13 protein-coding genes and 1 pseudogene are annotated in these 16,136 nt (G+C 70.5%); 8 read left to right on the top strand and 6 right to left on the bottom strand.

Annotated features, from left to right (window positions below; translation table 11 throughout):
• Positions 1-18: 18 nt before the first annotated feature.
• Positions 19-870, bottom strand: a complete 852-nt coding sequence (locus ACWCQK_RS27940) for an EamA family transporter (protein ID WP_451159495.1) — start codon at positions 868-870, stop codon at positions 19-21.
• A complete protein-coding gene (locus ACWCQK_RS27935) occupies positions 867-2,093 on the bottom strand; it encodes a Glu/Leu/Phe/Val dehydrogenase dimerization domain-containing protein (RefSeq protein ID WP_451159493.1) in 1,227 nt (408 codons plus the stop codon). The genes ACWCQK_RS27940 and ACWCQK_RS27935 overlap by 4 nt, the downstream gene beginning before the upstream one ends.
• A gap of 498 nt (positions 2,094-2,591) precedes the next feature.
• On the opposite strand from ACWCQK_RS27935, the gene ACWCQK_RS27930 reads away from it, so the two are divergent.
• The gene (locus ACWCQK_RS27930; RefSeq protein ID WP_451159547.1) at positions 2,592-3,497 is read left to right on the top strand and encodes an SCO6745 family protein; all 906 of its coding nucleotides are present in this window, start codon (positions 2,592-2,594) and stop codon (positions 3,495-3,497) included.
• 290 nt (positions 3,498-3,787) lie between these two features.
• Positions 3,788-5,707 carry a molecular chaperone HtpG gene (htpG, locus tag ACWCQK_RS27925; RefSeq protein WP_451159491.1) on the top strand — a complete coding sequence of 640 codons (1,920 nt, stop codon included), beginning with the start codon at positions 3,788-3,790 and terminating at the stop codon, positions 5,705-5,707.
• A gap of 139 nt (positions 5,708-5,846) precedes the next feature.
• On the opposite strand, the gene ACWCQK_RS27920 is transcribed toward htpG, so the two are convergent.
• Positions 5,847-6,362 (bottom strand): putative immunity protein, encoded by a 516-nt coding sequence (locus ACWCQK_RS27920; protein WP_451159489.1) that lies wholly within the window; start codon positions 6,360-6,362, stop codon positions 5,847-5,849.
• 581 nt (positions 6,363-6,943) lie between these two features.
• Here ACWCQK_RS27920 and kdpB point away from each other — a divergent pair.
• From kdpB to ACWCQK_RS27895, 5 genes and pseudogenes are all read left to right on the top strand, one after another.
• Entirely contained in the window at positions 6,944-9,097 is a 2,154-nt protein-coding gene (gene kdpB, locus ACWCQK_RS27915; RefSeq protein ID WP_451159487.1) for a potassium-transporting ATPase subunit KdpB, read from the top strand.
• Between the two features lie 91 nt (positions 9,098-9,188).
• Complete coding sequence (locus tag ACWCQK_RS27910; protein WP_451159485.1) at positions 9,189-9,731, top strand: GNAT family N-acetyltransferase; 543 nt, start codon at positions 9,189-9,191, stop codon at positions 9,729-9,731.
• A gap of 217 nt (positions 9,732-9,948) precedes the next feature.
• A complete protein-coding gene (locus ACWCQK_RS27905; RefSeq protein ID WP_451159483.1) occupies positions 9,949-10,623 on the top strand; it encodes a VanZ family protein in 675 nt (224 codons plus the stop codon).
• Positions 10,624-10,632: 9 nt separating this feature from the next.
• Positions 10,633-11,349, top strand: a complete 717-nt coding sequence (locus ACWCQK_RS27900; protein WP_451159481.1) for a response regulator transcription factor — start codon at positions 10,633-10,635, stop codon at positions 11,347-11,349.
• Positions 11,342-12,420 (top strand): annotated as a pseudogene (locus ACWCQK_RS27895) (sensor histidine kinase). The gene ACWCQK_RS27900 and the pseudogene ACWCQK_RS27895 overlap by 8 nt, the downstream one beginning before the upstream one ends.
• A 177-nt stretch (positions 12,421-12,597) precedes the next feature.
• On the opposite strand, the gene ACWCQK_RS27890 reads toward ACWCQK_RS27895, so the two are convergent.
• The 3 genes from ACWCQK_RS27890 to ACWCQK_RS27880 form a co-directional block, all read right to left on the bottom strand.
• Positions 12,598-13,836 (bottom strand): hypothetical protein, encoded by a 1,239-nt coding sequence (locus ACWCQK_RS27890; protein WP_451159479.1) that lies wholly within the window; start codon positions 13,834-13,836, stop codon positions 12,598-12,600.
• 337 nt (positions 13,837-14,173) lie between these two features.
• On the bottom strand, positions 14,174-14,353 hold the full coding sequence (locus tag ACWCQK_RS27885; RefSeq protein WP_451159477.1) for a hypothetical protein: 180 nt from the start codon (positions 14,351-14,353) through the stop codon (positions 14,174-14,176).
• A gap of 378 nt (positions 14,354-14,731) precedes the next feature.
• Complete coding sequence (locus ACWCQK_RS27880; protein ID WP_451159475.1) at positions 14,732-15,577, bottom strand: DinB family protein; 846 nt, start codon at positions 15,575-15,577, stop codon at positions 14,732-14,734.
• Positions 15,578-15,676: 99 nt separating this feature from the next.
• Here ACWCQK_RS27880 and ACWCQK_RS27875 point away from each other — a divergent pair, with 99 nt between their 5' ends.
• Complete coding sequence (locus ACWCQK_RS27875) at positions 15,677-16,060, top strand: barstar family protein (protein ID WP_451159473.1); 384 nt, start codon at positions 15,677-15,679, stop codon at positions 16,058-16,060.
• Positions 16,061-16,136 lie beyond the last annotated feature (76 nt).

The following is a 16,136-nucleotide window of genomic DNA, read 5'->3' as shown; positions in this document are numbered from 1 at the left end:
CGGGGGCGGCGGCGGCCCCTAGACGGCGACCAGGAGCAGCGCTCCGGCCCCGAGGAAGAGCCCGAGTGCCTGGTGGACCGACACGCGTTCGCCGTCGAGAGCCAGCGCGAGGAGGACGGTGGCCACGGGGTAGAGCGAGACGATCGGTCCGACCACGCTGAGCAGGCCGTGGTCCGTCGCGAACAGGTAGAAGGCGAAGGCGCACGTGTCGAGAACCCCGGCCGGCACGACCGCGGCCCATGGCACCCGTGCGTCGCCCTCGCCACCCGTCGACGGCCGTCGGCGCAGCGCGCGTGGGGCCACGCACAGCAGGGAGGCGGCACGGGCTCCGACCAGCGGCCACAGGCCGGCATCCGGGCCCGGGTGTGAGAGGAGGACGAGTTGGAGTCCGAGCGCCGCGCCGGTCGCCAGGGCGAGCAGCAGCGTGCGCAGCGCGACGGTGGCTTCCCGGATCCGCCCCACCTGGCTCACCAGCGCGACCGAGAACAGGGCGCAGCCGACGCCGCACAGCGCGATCGGGCCGGGAGCCGACTGGACGACCAGACCGGCCGCCAGCGGTACGACAGCCGCCGTCACCGCCGTGACGGGTGCGACCAGCACGATTCCCTCGGAGGCCAGCGTCCGGTAGAGCAGGACCATACCCAGCAGTCCGAAGGCACCGGCCGCGAACCCCCAGGCGAGGGCGCCCGGGTCGGGCCCGGGTCCGGGTCCGGCGGTCGCCGTCAGCCAGACGGCGATCACCGGGAGGGACAGCAACTGGGAGAGGAACACGACCCGGGCGGCCGACATGTGCCGGGACGCTCTGGCGCCGCAGTAGTCCGCCGCGCCCCAGCCCATCGCCGCCACCGTGGCCATCAGCGTGGTGATCACGTGGCGTCCTGCCTGCGCAGGAGGGCCTCCCGCCTGGCCTCGGCCAGACGGCGCGCCGCATGGCGGGGCGTGCACTCCGTGGCGTCGGCGAGGTCCAGTGTCTCGGTCACCAGGGCACGGAGCGCTTGCCGCACCTTGGCCAGGGACGACGCGGCGTCGGGTGCGACGTCGCCGTAGAGCGTCCACCACCACCAGGCGTTGGTACCGGAATTGGCGACGACGTCGGGCACGACGACGCAGCCGCGTCGGCGCAGTTCCTCCTCCGCGGCCGCCGTCACGGGCAGGTTCGCCGCCTCCACGACGTAGCGGGCCACGACGCGGTCCTGGTTCGCCTCGTGGATGGTGTAGGAGGTCGCGGCCGGGACCAGGACGTCGGCCCGGAGTGTCAGGCAGTCGTCCCGGTCCAGGAGGACGTCGGCGGGGCCGAGCCGGCCGCGGTCGATGATGCCGAACGCCTGGCGGTGGCGCAGCAGTTCCTCGATCGCGAGACCGTGCGGATTGGCGACGGTGCCGTGCACGTCCGAGACGGCCACCACGCGGACTCCGGCCGCGTGAAGGAAGCGGGCGGTGGAGCCGCCCATGGCGCCGAAGCCCTGGACGACGGCGGTGGCGGAGGACCGGGGCCTGCCGTCCCGGTCCAGAGCGGTGAGCGCGGCCTCCGCGACCCCGCAGCCGCCGACGAGTTCGGCGAGCCCGATGCCGTCCACCTCGGCGGCGAACGCCTCGGCGAACCTCTTCCGCGCCGCCTCCGGGTCGTCGAGCGTCCGCACCACCGGGGCGATGCAGCCCTCCACGCCCAGTTCGCCGAGCAGTTCGTCGATGAGTTCCGTGGTGGTGCCGAGGTCGTCGCCCGTCGCCCAGTGCTGGGCCACATAGGGCCGGATGAAGGCCAGGAAGCGGGAGAGCACACCGCGTGCCTCGTCGCTGAGCGGGTCGCAGTCGATGCCGCCCTTGGCGCCGCCCATCGGCAGATAGCGGTTGGCGGGGTCGTAGTGCAGTGCCTCCTTGACGCTCATCGCCTCCGCCAGTCCCCTGACCTCCTCCTCGCAGCAGCCTTCGCGCATGCGCAGGCCGCCGCTGGCGAGACCCCGGACGAGCCGGTCGATGACGAGGAAGCCCTGCCGTCCCGTGACGGGGTCGGTCCAGGTGAGGGAGGCCTCGGGGGGCCGGGACGACAGGCCGTCGGCACGGACCGCGGGCGGGACGAGTAGACCGCTGTTCACAGCAGTGGGCTCCTAGCGAAAGCCGATGAGGACGGGCCGAGGAGCGCGCGATGGCGGTCGACGGGGGTCCCGGAGCGGCCACTCGCGCACGCTTCGACGGTAGTTGCGCCCCTCGCCCGCCGGGCAGTCCCCATTCCTGGGTCAAGCCCTGTCCCCCTCTTGAGGGACCGGGGGCCCAACTGGGTGGGGCTTACCGGCCGTACGGCGTGGCCGGCGCGCGGCCGGACCGCCGCCGTGCAGAACCCTTGACGCCCCCCGGAGGGCGGAGCAAGATCGAGCGGACCCCGAACGGGCGCCGATCCGGATGAGTTGCGCACGCCGCACGCGGCCGCGCAGCCGCCGGTCACCACCACCACACCCCGGTACGCGCCCCCGGACCACGCGCCTCCCCCACGCCCGAGAAGCCGCGCCGACCGCACCGGCTCGTCCCGAACCGGTCCTCCGTTCCTGTGCCTTCGGGCCCAGGAGAACCTCGAAGAGGTCATCCCCATGCCCACCGTGCCTGACAAGACCGAGAAGCCCGAGAAGGCCGAGAACGAAGAGCACGTCGATCGTTCCTACGTGCGTACGACATGGAAGGCCGTCGAGCCGGTGCACGGAGGCGTGTACTTCGCGCCGGAGGCGCAGGCGAGGTACGCGGAGCTCGGAGTGGAAGGCAGGGCGGGCTACTTCGGCTCGCGTGCCGCTGCCCTCGGCCCGGCATCCGCCGAACTCGTGATCGCGACCTTCTGCAACTTCAACCCGGAGCTCGTACGCAGCGTGGTGCCCGCGGTATGGAAGACCGCGTCGCCGGAAAGTCTCCTGGCGGCCCGGCTGGAGGCCGTCGACGCCACACTGCGCCGTGTCCTGGGCTCCGCCGTCGAGTCCCCGGAGATGGAGCGCGCGGCGGCACTCGCACGGGAGGCCGCCCGAGCGGCACTCCCGCGTCCTCAGGGCCGCCCGCTCTTCGCCGCGCACTGCGCGCTGCCCTGGCCCGACGAGCCGCACCTGGTGCTCTGGCACGCGCAGACGCTGCTGCGTGAGTTCCGCGGGGACGGCCACATCGCGGCGCTGGTCGGTGCCGGGCTGGACGGGATCGAGGCGCTCGTGACGCACGCCGCCGCGGGCCCGGTCACCTCCGAGGCCCTGCGCACGACACGCGCCTGGTCCAAGGAGGAGTGGGCCCAGGCCGTCCAGCGGCTCCGCGACCGCGGCTGGCTGGAGGAGGGCCCCGACCTCGTACTCACCCCGGAGGGCCGCGGGCGGCGCGAGGCGGTGGAGCAGACGACCGACGAGCTGGCCGCGCTGCCGTACGTCGCGATCGGCCCCGAGAAATGCGCCGAACTCTCCCGCCTGGTCCGCCCCTACAGCCTGGCTGTCGCCGAAGCCCTGCTCCCCTGGCTGGCGGGCGGCCTCCGCGGCTGACACCGGCACCGGACCTGGCCGGAGGCGGTCCGGGCGCGTCGGCCGAGGAGTCGGTCCGTACCGTCGGCCTGGAACGGAGCACGTCCACCCGAGCCCGCCACGGACGTGCGGGCATGGCGTCAGCGGCTTTCGGCTGTCCTTGCCCGGCCGCACGGCACCGCACAGCAGCGGACGGCGACGGACGGCACGGATCCAGCCATCGCCCCCTCTTTCGGCCACCAGGCTGACGTGGTGTTTTACAGTGGCTGCCGCCAGTTCCAGCCGACAGGACCTGTGAGGTATTCGCGAACATGTCTACCGAGACGTTTGAGTTTCAGGTGGAGGCCCGTCAGCTGCTCCAGCTGATGATCCACTCGGTGTACTCGAACAAGGACGTCTTCCTGCGGGAGCTCGTCTCCAACGCGTCCGACGCGCTGGACAAGCTGCGCCTGGAGAAACTGTGGGACGACTCGCTCGGCGCCGACGTGTCCGACCCGCACATCGAGATCGACGTCGACAAGGAAGCCCGTACCCTCACCGTGCGGGACAACGGCATCGGGATGTCGTACGACGAGGTCGGGCAGCTCATCGGCACGATCGCCAACTCGGGCACCGCCAAGTTCCTCCAGGAGCTGCGGGAGGCCAAGGACACGGCCGGGGAGGAAGGACTCATCGGCCAGTTCGGCGTCGGGTTCTACTCCGGTTTCATGGTGGCGGACGAGGTCACTCTCCTGACCCGCCGAGCCGGCGAGAGCCAGGGCACCCGCTGGACGTCGCGCGGCGAGGGCACCTACACACTGGATTCGGTCGAGGACGCGCCGCAGGGCACGTCGGTCACCCTCCACCTCAAGCCCGCCGACCCGGAGAACCAGCTCCACGACTACACCTCCCCGTGGAAGATCAGGGAGATCGTCAAGCGGTACTCGGACTTCATCACCTGGCCGATCCGGATGGTGCCCGAAGCGTCCGAGGCGGCCGCCGAGGGCGACCAGGGCGAGGAGCGGCCCGCGCCTGAGACGCTCAACTCGATGAAGGCGCTGTGGGCACGGCCCCGCGACGAGGTCTCCGAGGACGAGTACCACGAGCTGTACAAGCACATCGCCCACGACTGGCGCGACCCGCTGGAGACGATCCGGCTCCAGGCGGAGGGCACCTTCGAGTACCAGGCCCTGCTGTTCCTCCCCGAACACGCGCCCCACGACCTGTTCACCCGCGACTTCAAGCGCGGTGTGCAGCTGTACGTCAAGCGGGTGTTCATCATGGACGACTGCGAGGCCCTGCTGCCGCCGTACCTGCGCTTCGTCAAGGGCGTCGTCGACGCGGCGGACCTCTCGCTCAACGTGTCCCGCGAGATCCTTCAGCAGGACCGTCACATCGAGATGATGCGGCGACGGCTGACGAAGAAGGTACTGTCCACGGTCAAGGACTTGATGGCCAGGCATCAGGACCGGTACGCCACCTTCTGGCGGGAGTTCGGCACGGTCCTCAAGGAGGGCCTGATCACCGACGCGGAGAACCGCGACGCCATCCTCGCCGTCGCGTCGTTCGCGAGCACGCACGACGACTCCGAGCCGACCACGCTCAAGCAGTACGTCGAGCGGATGGGGGAAGGCCGGCAGGACATCTACTACCTGACGGGCGAGTCCCGGCAGAGCATCGAGAACTCCCCGCACATGGAGGCGTTCCGGGAGCGCGGCATCGAGGTGCTGCTGCTCACCGACCCCGTCGACGAGGTGTGGGCCGACGCCGTCGGCGAGTACGAGGGCAAGAAGCTGCGATCCGTCGCCAAGGGCCGGATCGACCTCGACGCCAAGGACGACGACACCTCCGAGGACGAGCGGGAGAAGCGGACCGAGGAGTTCGCCGGATTGCTCAGCTGGATGAAGGAGCAGCTGGACGAGGACATCAAGGAGGTGCGCCTGTCCTCGCGTCTCACCGTCTCGCCGGCCTGTGTCGTCTCCGACGCCCAGGACCTGACGCCCGCTCTGGAGAACCTGTACCGCTCGATGGGCCAGGAGGTGCCCCGCGCCAAGCGGATTCTGGAACTCAACCCGGCCCACCAGTTGGTCAAGGGCCTGAACCAGGCCTACAACGAACGTGAGGACCGCACGGAGTTGGCCGAGACGGCCGAACTCCTGCACGGCCTCGCGGTCCTCGCCGAGGGCGGCCAGCCCAAGGAGCCGTCCCGGTTCGTCAAACTGATGGCGGACCGACTCGAGCGCGCGCTGTAACGCTGTCTTGCCGAAAGGCCGGGAGGCGCCACGAGGGCGTCTCCCGGTCGAAGCCGGAGGCGAGCCGTCGTACGGGAGTCTCCCGTGCGCGCTCCGCCGGCGTGATCACGTCGGTGGGCGGCGCGGCGCCGACGCGGACTCAGCAGTCGAACACCGACCAGCAGATGTCGTTCCGCAGTCGCTGGTCGTCGAGGACGAGGGCGCGAATCGCCTCCGGAAGCCGGTCGCGCTGCCACTGGCATTCGAGTCGGCCCGCGGCCTCGCTCTCTCCCTTCGGTGCGGCGGCGCGTACGGCCTTGATCGCGTAGGCGGCCGCCCCGAGTTCGTGCGCGGCGACGTGGGCGACGGCCCCCGCCTGGCCGGCGGCGTACGCGGCATGCCGTGCCGCGCCCCGCAGATCGCGCGCCGCGCCCATGGCGTGGCCGCCCGCCGCGCGCGCCTGCATCATCTTGACCTCTCCGCGCACCCAGGCGCGGCCCTGCTCGATCGCCTGGCGCGGCCGTGGGTCCTCAGGCCGCACCGCCTCGAAAAGGCCGAGGACGTGCTCCGCGCAGGACGCCGCCCAGAGAGCGAGGAGATGGTGATCCGCGTCGGTGAGGGTCCCGCCGCGGCGGATCGTCACGAAGCGAGGGTCCCTGACTCCAGGGAGAATCATGGTCGGCACTCCTTCCGCACTCCTTCCGCCGGCATCAGCCCGCGCCCGAGGGTGGACCCGATCGCCCGAGGGTGTACACCCGGTGGCGTGCCCCGCGGCGACGGCCGGCAATGGGCTCCGGCGGTCTGCAAGCGTACGACCTCTCCGTCGGGAAGCCCCCGACCGGTCGCGGCCGTGAACGTCGAGCCTTGACGCGCTCCTGACGTGTGGGCCGCCGACCTTGACGGGCAGTTGACGCCGCTGTCCGATCCGCCGTAAGGAAGGCGCAAAATACCTGTTCAAGCGCATAGTTCGGGCATCCGGGCGGGCTAGATTTCACGTCGGCCGTCGCAGGGGGCGCAGACGTCAGCGGCATGACGACTCGCCTCCGGGAGCATTCACCGAAAGCTTCCCCCAGGGCGGCCGAGCACGTGGCGGCGTCCTGGTCGTCATCACGCCGCCGGCGCGCGTGCGCGGTTCCGTGCTGCCGGGATCCCGGCAGCACGGAACCTGGTGGCCGCCACACGCTCTGTCAGCCCGACCGGCAGCCGGCGTGCCTCTGTGCGCGTGGGTCCGGTTCCCCACCGAGGCACGAAGGTCCCATGTTCTCCGCCGCTCCTCAGCAAGCCCCGCCGTCCGACCCTCAGCCCTCCCCCGGGCCCGGTGCGAAAGCGGGGGCGAACCGCCGGGCACCGAGCGGACTGTTCGAACCCGCGCAACTCGTCCAGTCGTTGCCCGACGCGCTGCGCAAACTGCACCCGCGGGTCCTGGTCAAGAACCCGGTGCTGTTCGTCGTCTCCGTCGGAGCCGTCCTCACCACCGTCTCCGCTGTCTTCCATCCCGCCGTGTTCACCTGGGTGATCAGCGCCTGGCTGTGGCTGACGGTCATCTTCGCGAACCTCGCGGAGGCCGTCGCCGAAGGACGCGGCAAGGCGCAGGCCGCGTCGCTGCGCAGAGCGCGCACGGACACGGTCGCGCGGCGGCTGCGCCACTGGGGTTACGGAGCCGACCTGCGGCACGCCGAGACCGAGCCCGTCTCCGCCACCGACCTCAAACCGCTCGATGTCGTCCTGGTCGAGGCGGGCGAGGTGATCCCGGCGGACGGCGATGTCATCGACGGCGTCGCGGCGGTCGACGAGTCGGCGGTCACCGGGGAATCGGCGCCGGTCATCCGCGAGTCGGGCGGTGACCGCAGCGGGGTCACCGGCGGTACGACCGTCCTCTCCGACCGTGTCGTCGTCCGTGTCAGCGCCCGCCCGGGCCACTCCTTCCTCGACCGGATGATCGCGCTCGTCGAAGGCGCCACCCGGCAGAAGACCCCGAACGAGATCGCGCTGAACATCCTGCTGGCCGCGCTGACGATCATCTTCGTCCTGGTCGTCGTCGCGCTCCAGCCGATGGCGGCGTACGCGGATGCCACCCAGTCCACCACCGTGCTGGTCGCCCTCCTCGTCACGCTCATCCCCACGACGATCGGCGCCCTGCTGTCGGCGATCGGCATCGCGGGCATGGACCGCCTCGTGCAGCGCAACGTCCTCGCCATGTCCGGCCGCGCGGTCGAGGCCGCCGGGGACGTGAACACCCTGCTCCTCGACAAGACCGGCACCATCACGCTCGGCAACCGCGAGGCCGCCGCCTTCGTACCGCTGTCCGGTGTGGACGAGACGGGGCTCGCCACCGCCGCCCAGCTGTCGTCCTTGGCCGACGAGACTCCCGAGGGCCGCTCGGTCGTCGTACTGGCGAAGGAGCGGTACGGCCTGCGGGCACCCGCGGCGGGGGAACTGAGCCACGCCCGGTGGGTGAAGTTCACCGCTCAGACCAGGATGAGCGGCGTCGACCTGCGCTGGGACAACGGCGCGGTGTCGGCCATCCGCAAGGGCGCGGCCCAGCAGATCATCGCGTGGGTGGAGAGTTACGGCGGCCACGTCCCGTCCGAGGCACGGTGGTCCGCGGATTCCGTGGCCGCCTCGGGCGGCACGCCCCTGCTGGTGGCCGTGCACGACTGGGACGGCCCGCGCGTGCTGGGCCTGATCCATCTGAAGGACGTCGTCAAGGACGGCATCCGCGAACGTTTCGCGGAGCTGCGCCGCATGGGCATCCGAACGGTCATGATCACCGGAGACAACCCGCTGACCGCCCGTGCCATCGCCGAGGAGGCGGGCGTCGACGACTATCTCGCCGAGGCGACGCCCGAGGACAAGCTCGCGCTGATCAGACAGGAGCAGGAAGGCGGCAAGCTCGTCGCGATGACCGGCGACGGCACGAACGACGCGCCCGCGCTGGCCCAGGCCGATGTCGGCGTGGCCATGAACACGGGTACCTCGGCCGCCAAGGAGGCCGGGAACATGGTGGACCTCGACTCCAATCCGACCAAGCTCATCGAGATCGTCAAGATCGGCAAGCAACTCCTCATCACGCGTGGCGCGTTGACGACTTTCTCCATCACGAACGATGTGGCGAAGTACTTCGCGATCATCCCGGCGATGTTCGCGGGCGCCTACCCGGGCCTGGAGACGCTCAACATCATGGGTCTGCACAGCCCGACCTCGGCCATCACCTCCGCCATCATCTTCAACGCGCTGATCATCGTCGCGCTCATCCCGCTGGCCCTGCGCGGGGTGCGGTACACCCCGTCGTCGGCGCACGACCTGCTGCGGCGCAACCTGATGCTCTACGGGCTCGGTGGGCTCGTCCTCCCCTTCCTCGGCATCAAACTCATCGACCTGCTGATCTCCGAGATCCCTGGACTGGGTTGATCACCGGGCCCGTTCAGGGGCGCGCCGGGCGTGGAACCCGCCGACCGAAATGTATGTGACACCGAGCCGCCCGGTCGGGTAGGAAGCGTGCATGCTAACGGGCAGCAAGGTCGGGCTCCGGGCCCGGCACGAGGACGACATCCCCATCCTGCGGGCCGGACTCCACGACGACGTGGTCACCTACTCGCGGTCCGAAGTCAGGCCGTGGCGGCCGATCACGCCCGGCTCGAAGGAGTCGCGGCTCGAGGTCGACGACAAGGAGGAGCGGCACGTCCCGTTCTCCGTGGTGGAGCTGGACGGCGGCACACTGGTCGGCAACGCGGTGCTGTGGGACATCGACAACCACAACCGGTCCGCGCACATCGGCATGGGGCTGCTGCCGTCCTCCCGCGGCAAGGGCTACGGCACCGACGTGGTCGCGGTGCTGTGCCACTACGGATTCGTCGTGCGCGGCTTGCAGCGGCTACAGATCGAGACGCTGGCCGACAACACCGCGATGCTGCGCTCCGCCGAACACAACGGCTTCGTCCGCGAGGGCGTGCTGCGCTCCGCGTCCTGGGTGATGGGCGAGTTCCTGGACGAGGTGATCCTCGGGCTCCTCGCCCAGGACTGGAAGCGGAACACGCGGGCCTGAGCCTGTCCCGCGGTCGGTGTGCGAACAAGGGTCACCGCACAGCACGCGCCACGCCCGGCCACACCCGCGTCGAGCACGCCCTGTCCCGCACCTGGTCGAGGCCGGCTGTGCGGGCCGGACGGCGAGGTCCTCCGGGACGCTCGGCGGGGGCCGTGTATCGCGGACGTATCGAAAATCGCATACGCCACCGCAACGGCCCCGCGTCTCCAATGGGGGCATGAGCCACAACGTGTCCCTGTCAGCGCCGCCCCGCCGCACGCGCGGGATCGTGCTCCTCGGCCTGGCGGCCCTCATTCTGGCGAGCGCCGCGTACGTCGTGCGGCGGCCGCTCATGATGTCCGCTCCGATGTGCGTGGCCGGGCGGTGGCACGGCTGCTTCGACACGTTCAACGGCGTGGTGCTGATGACGTTGGTCACGCTGCCGTTGGCCGTGCTGGTGGCGTGGGCGTCGGCTCGTCTTCGGCGTGCCTCGGGTGCCGCATCGGCGTGGCGGATGTCGCTGGCCGAGGTGGGCATGGTCCACGGGACGGTGCCGTTCGTGTGGATGACCATGATGCCGGGTGCCGAGCCCGGCACCGCGCCCGCCCGGGTGAGCCTGGTCCCGCTGCGGGACCTGGTCACGATGGGGCCGGGCGGGATCGTGGGCAACCTGCTCGTCTTCGCGGCGCTGGGATTCTTCGCCCCGATACGGTTCGCGTCGCTGGCGTCCGTCCCGCGGATCCTGGCACTCGGGGCGAGTTGCTCGGTCCTGGTGGAAACCGCGCAGTACGTGCTGCGGCTGGACCGGGTGTCCTCCGTGGACGACGTTCTGGTCAACGCCGCCGGCGCCGCGCTGGCCGCGCTGGCGTCGCGCCGCTGGTGGCGCACCACGGCGCGGACACCGGCTGCTTAGGCTTCGGACATGCGCGTACTGATCGTGGAGGACGAGCCCTACCTGGCGGAAGCCGTGCGTGACGGTCTGCGGCTGGAGGCGATCGCCGCCGACATCGCGGGCGACGGCGACTCCGCCCTGGAACTGCTCAGCGTCAACTCCTACGACCTGGCGGTCCTCGACCGCGACATCCCCGGGCCCTCCGGCGACGAGGTGGCCCGGCGCATCGTCGCCTCCGGCAGCGGCATCCCGATCCTCATGCTCACCGCCGCCGACCGGATCGACGACAAGGCCTCCGGGTTCGGGCTCGGCGCCGACGACTACCTCACCAAACCGTTCGAGCTGCGGGAGCTGGTCCTGCGGCTGAGGGCGCTCGACCGCAGACGCGCGTACGCCCGGCCCCCGGTCCGCGAGCTCGCGGGCCTGCGGCTCGACCCCTTCCGCCGGGAGGTCTTCCGCGACGGACGGTACGTCGCGCTCACCCGCAAACAGTTCGCCGTCCTCGAAGTCCTCGTCGCCGCCGAGGGCGGGGTCGTCAGCGCCGAAGAGCTGCTGGAACGGGCCTGGGACGAGAACGCCGACCCCCTCACCAACGCCGTGCGCATCACCGTCTCCGCACTGCGCAAGCGGCTCGGCGAACCATGGATCATCGCCACCGTGCCCGGCGTCGGCTACCGGATCGACATCGGCCCGGACACCACTGGCCCCGGCGGGAACGCGGCCGGCCCCGGACGTACGCATGCGTAGACGCCCGGGGCTCAGCGCCCGGCTGAAACTCGCCCTCAGCTATGCCGGATTCCTCGCCGTCGCCGGCGCTCTCCTGCTGACGGTGGTGTGGGTGTTCCTGCTGCGCTACGTACCCGACAACTCACGGGGACTTCTCGGGGTGTCACCCAACCGCTATCTCCTTGTGCACACCTTCGCCCCCGCCGCGGCCGTGGCGATGGTCTTCCTGCTCGTGTTCGGGCTCCTGGGAGGATGGATCCTCGCCGGCCGGATGCTCGCACCCCTCACCCAGATCAGGGATGCGGCACGGCTGGCCGGGAACGCGTCGCTGTCCCACCGGATCCGTATGAAGGGCCGCCACGACGAATTCCGCGAACTCTCCGACGCGTTCGACTCGATGCTCGACCAACTCGAGTCCCACGTCGCCGAGCAACAGCGGTTCGCCGCGAACGCCTCCCACGAACTGCGCACCCCCTTGGCGATCTCGCGGACGCTCCTCGACGTCGCCCGCAAGGACCCCACGCGGGACCGCGGCGAACTCATCGAACGCCTCCACGTCGTCAACACGCGGGCGATCGATCTCACCGAGGCCCTTCTGCTGCTCAGCCGCGGCGACCGCGGAACCTTCACCCGCGAGAGCGTCGACCTCTCCCTCCTCGCCGAGGAGGCCGCCGAAACGCTGCTCCCCCTCGCCGAACAGCGCCGGATCACGCTCGACGTCACCGGTGGAGCGGCCCCAACTCATGGCTCCGCGGAGCTCCTGCTGCGGATGGTGACGAACCTCGTCCAGAACGCCGTCCTCCACAATCTCGCCGACGGCGGCAGCGTGACGGTCCACACCGAGACGCACGGTCACACGAGCGTGCTGTGGGTCGAGAACACGGGCCGCCGGCTCCCACCGGAACTGGTGCCGACCCTCACCGAACCCTTCCGGCGCGGAACGGAACGGGTACGCACCGACGAGTACGCCGGTGTCGGCCTCGGCCTGGCCATCGTGCACAGCGTCGTCCGGGCCCACGACGGGACCCTCGACCTCGTCCCCCGCCCCGCGGCGGTCTCCTCGTCACGGTCCGGCTGCCCAGCACGCCGTAGTCGGCATCCCGTCGCGGGACCGACCGAGTCGTCGACTCCTGGCTCGGTGCGCGCCAGGCCGACCTGTGGCAGCGACCGGTCAGTGGCCTTCGCCGGTAGCGCCCGCGTCTCAAGCACCGCGTCTCGAGCACCACGTCTCAAGCACCGCGTCTCCGGCGCCTTCACCGGCAGCCGCCGCTACACCCCCGCGCCGACCACCTTGCCGGCGATCGCCTCAGGGGTCGGGTCGACCGCGTACGAGAGGCGGTAGTACTCGCGAGCGCGGTCCGCCTCGCCGAGTTCCTCGTGAGCCCAGCCGAGGAAGAATCCCGCGGCCGCGACGGGCAGTCCGCCCAGCGGGAGGATCCGCTCCCAGGCCTCGACGGCGGCATTGAGATCACCGGCGTGGGCCAGCGCGCGACCACGCACGGCCCATGCCCGGTGGTCGTTCGGGTTGATCTCCACGAGCCTCGCGGTGGAATCCAGCGCCTGCGGGATCCGTCCGTACGCCAGGAGGGTCTTGGACAGCGTCTCGAACATGGGGAAGGCGTGGTCGCTCCACGACAGGAAGTCCACCGAGTCGGAGCCGGGACGGGCCGTCTCCAGAGCGTGAGCGGCCAGGCCGAGGAACTCCATGGTCCCCTCCCTGTCCCCCCGCAGATACGGTTCGAAGGCGATCGCACGGTAGAGGGTGTGCTCGGCCAGGTGGCGTACCAGCCCGGTCTCCGACATCTCCTCCGTCGCTCGGCGAGCGAGATCCACGGCCCGGTGGAACGCGGGTGTCGCGCGACCGCGTTTGCCGTCGAGTACGACGATGTAGTTGGCGAGCCGGAGGCGCACGGCCGGCACCAGACCAGGGTCGGCCGCCGCGTGCAGGGCCCGTTCCTCCAGGACGGGCCGCGCCTGCGGACGCAGTCGCATGAGCACCTGGAGTTCGGCGCGGACCATGCCCGGCCGGAAGGTGTGCGTGGCGATGTCCGCGTCGAGAAGGCCGAGGATCTCGGCGGCCCTGAGCGGATATCCCAGGCGCAGCAGGAGTTCGGCCGCGATACCGCGCTCGGCGGGAGACAGTGACGCACCGCGGCGGCAGACCTCGTCCACCCGGGCCCACAGATCGCTCCGCAGATCCGCCGGCATGTCGGCGAAGTCGGCGGTCATGGCGTCCACGCGATCCCGGCTGGCCGCGTTCAGTACGCGCAGCGCCGGGTGCGGCACGCTGTTGAAGGGGGGAAGCGCGTCGGTCGTCCGCTCGGCCAGATGCCGCGCGATGGCGTGGGTGACGTGCGCGTCGTTGTCGGACAGCGGAACCGGATCACCGAGGCCGACATGGACCGGACAAGCGGCCGGCCGCCCTGCTTCCGTGAGTGCCAGCAGCCTCCGGCTGAGCGTCGGGCCGTCCTCCACGACGCGGTACGCGGGGAGTTCGAATTCCACCATCACTTGACGCCTTCATTCACCATGGGGCGGCCGAAAACCCCCTGCAACCGCACGACGGAGCCGCCGTCACGACAATGGCCGCACGATTTCGCGGACTTACGGTCAATATCAAGAACACTGTGCGGATTTCACACGAGGGCACCCCTCACCGGCTGCGCGGGGTGCTTCTCGCCTGATATCCGAGTGCGCCGCGAGAGCCCCGTCCGGGCAGTTGCCCCTGCGCGCTCTTCGCGACGTCTTTCAGCCGTCGGCGCCCGTCGTACGACGGTCCTGCCGTACCGGGCCGGTGCCCGCCGACCGCCGGATCGGCGGGCACCCTCGATCAGAGAAGCGCCGATCAGAGGTAGTGCAGCTGGCAGCCGTCGACGGCCGAGCAGTAGCCGGCCTCGGTCTTCTGCTCGGGCTGGGCCGACGCGGCGGGGGCGAGCAGGGCGCCACCGACCACGGCAGCGGCCGCGAGCGTGACAGCGACACGCTTCGCGGTGGAAACGTTCTTGAGAGCCTCGGGGAGTTCCATGTACACCTCTTGCATAGCCGAGCATTGGCTCGGACGACGAGCTGCGGTGATGACCGCGAGGGAATCTTTACAGCCGCTTCCACCGTTCTGAAGTCGTCTTGTCGCGTCCCTGTCGCGCCAGGACACCCTTTGACGGATCGCTAACCATCTCCGCCGTTTATGACGGCCCGTCGATTTCCACGGGGCCCAATGAGGTGATCTCAGCAAGATCGACTTGATGCGAGCGGTGCTGCCTGCGTCTGAGGGGATAGCCGACTTGAGCGGCTTGATCTGCCCCCACCTGGAGGTACCCGCGTCCCGCTCGGTGCCCTGCAGCCCGGCACCGCGCAGACGGTCAGCGATGCCCGCGTCCGCAAGGTGCCGAGTCCGTACCCGGCCCTACTCGGCGTCCTGTGCCTCGATCAGGTCGAGGTCGCGGACGCAGAAGCCGTGGTGCTCGAAGGTCTCGTTGAGCACCGTGCCGAGGCACTGCCGCACCGAGCGGCCCCGGGCGTACGGCGGCCAGACATCGTCGTCGGGCACCGGCGCTCGCGCCGCGAGCCGCACAGCGGTGACCTCGTCGAGCCAGGCCTCGAGCTCGGCGGCCTGTGCGTCACGCACGCTCACGATCTCGTCGAGAGCCGGATCGAGCGAGAGGTCAAGCCCGTGCGCTCCACGGTAGGGCTCGACGGTCGTCCCCATGCCCATCGGCGTGAACAGCTCCGTCGAGCCCAGGCAGCAGCGGCGGAACCACGAGTCGTGGACGAAGATCAGGTGGCGCATCGTCTGCACCGCCGACCACTCGTCGTTCACGCCGCGGTGCTCGATGCCGGGCGTACGGCGGATCCGCTCGATCGTCGCGGCCCAGCCGGCATGGAGCTGACGCGACGCCTCGCGCAGATCGGCGAGGTCCTCGGAGCGGATCAGCACCCGCACCGGATGACGCCGGTCGAGCTCCGCCTCGACGTACTCGGTGACCTCGACACCGTTCACCACAAGGTTGGTGACGAGCCCGTCGATCACGGCATCCTGCATGACCACGCCGATCAGGCGTGCTTTGGTCAAATCGCACTCGCGGAACTCCGCACCGTGCAGATCCTCGTCAACGTAGCGCGTCATGCTCCGCATAGTAGGTCCGAGCACTGACAAGCCGGCATGCCCGGCTTGCTCCGGCCCCTTCCAGGTCCTGACCGAGCGCGAAGAACGCACCGGCGTCGCGATCGCCCCCGACGAATCCTTCTCCACAGCGCACATGTTCCGGCGAACCCGTGCGAAGTGCTGCCAGAACGGCACGAGTTCCAAGCCGGATAGGCAGGCCGCCGGGCCGGACGTAGTCTGCGGGCTGTGACCGTGAGATACGTGTTGGACGGCAGTCAGGTCAAGACGCTGGAGGACTTCTGGCGGGTCGCCGGCGAAAGCATCGGCTGCGGCGGCTACTTCGGCCGGAACCTTGATGCCTTCGCCGACTGCCTCCGCGGCGGCTTCGGGACACCGGACGACGGCGACTTCACGATCGAGTGGCGTGATCACGAAGCCTCCCGCCGGCATCTGGGATACCCGGAGACCGCTCGGCAGCTCGAGATGCGGCTCGCCCGCTGTCATCCGACGAACAAGGCACGCGTGGCCGCCAAGCTGGCGGAAGCCCGCGCTGGACGTGGCCCGACGGCCTTCGACTGGCTGGTCGAGATCATCGAAGAAGAACTGTCAGGGGGCCTGCGCCTTCATTAGCCAGGCGGACTGGTCACGGAGCCGGCGGATGACCCTCGTCCATGTGGTCGGCGACATGGATCAGGGTGGCCCGAGG

This window comes from Streptomyces sp. NPDC002306 (genome assembly GCF_053593435.1).
This window is presented reverse-complemented; position numbering and strand designations above follow the sequence as displayed.

Excerpts from the sequence above, each read along its gene's own strand:
- htpG (WP_451159491.1), top strand. The coding sequence starts at position 3,788 with ATGTCTACCGAGACGTTTGAGTTTCAGGTGGAGGCCCGTCAGCTGCTC.
- ACWCQK_RS27920 (WP_451159489.1), bottom strand. The coding sequence starts at position 6,362 with ATGATTCTCCCTGGAGTCAGGGACCCTCGCTTCGTGACGATCCGCCGC.
- kdpB (WP_451159487.1), top strand. The coding sequence starts at position 6,944 with ATGTTCTCCGCCGCTCCTCAGCAAGCCCCGCCGTCCGACCCTCAGCCC.
- ACWCQK_RS27910 (WP_451159485.1), top strand. The coding sequence starts at position 9,189 with ATGCTAACGGGCAGCAAGGTCGGGCTCCGGGCCCGGCACGAGGACGAC.
- ACWCQK_RS27905 (WP_451159483.1), top strand. The coding sequence starts at position 9,949 with ATGAGCCACAACGTGTCCCTGTCAGCGCCGCCCCGCCGCACGCGCGGG.
- ACWCQK_RS27900 (WP_451159481.1), top strand. The coding sequence starts at position 10,633 with ATGCGCGTACTGATCGTGGAGGACGAGCCCTACCTGGCGGAAGCCGTG.
- ACWCQK_RS27890 (WP_451159479.1), bottom strand. The coding sequence starts at position 13,836 with ATGGTGGAATTCGAACTCCCCGCGTACCGCGTCGTGGAGGACGGCCCG.
- ACWCQK_RS27885 (WP_451159477.1), bottom strand. The coding sequence starts at position 14,353 with ATGGAACTCCCCGAGGCTCTCAAGAACGTTTCCACCGCGAAGCGTGTC.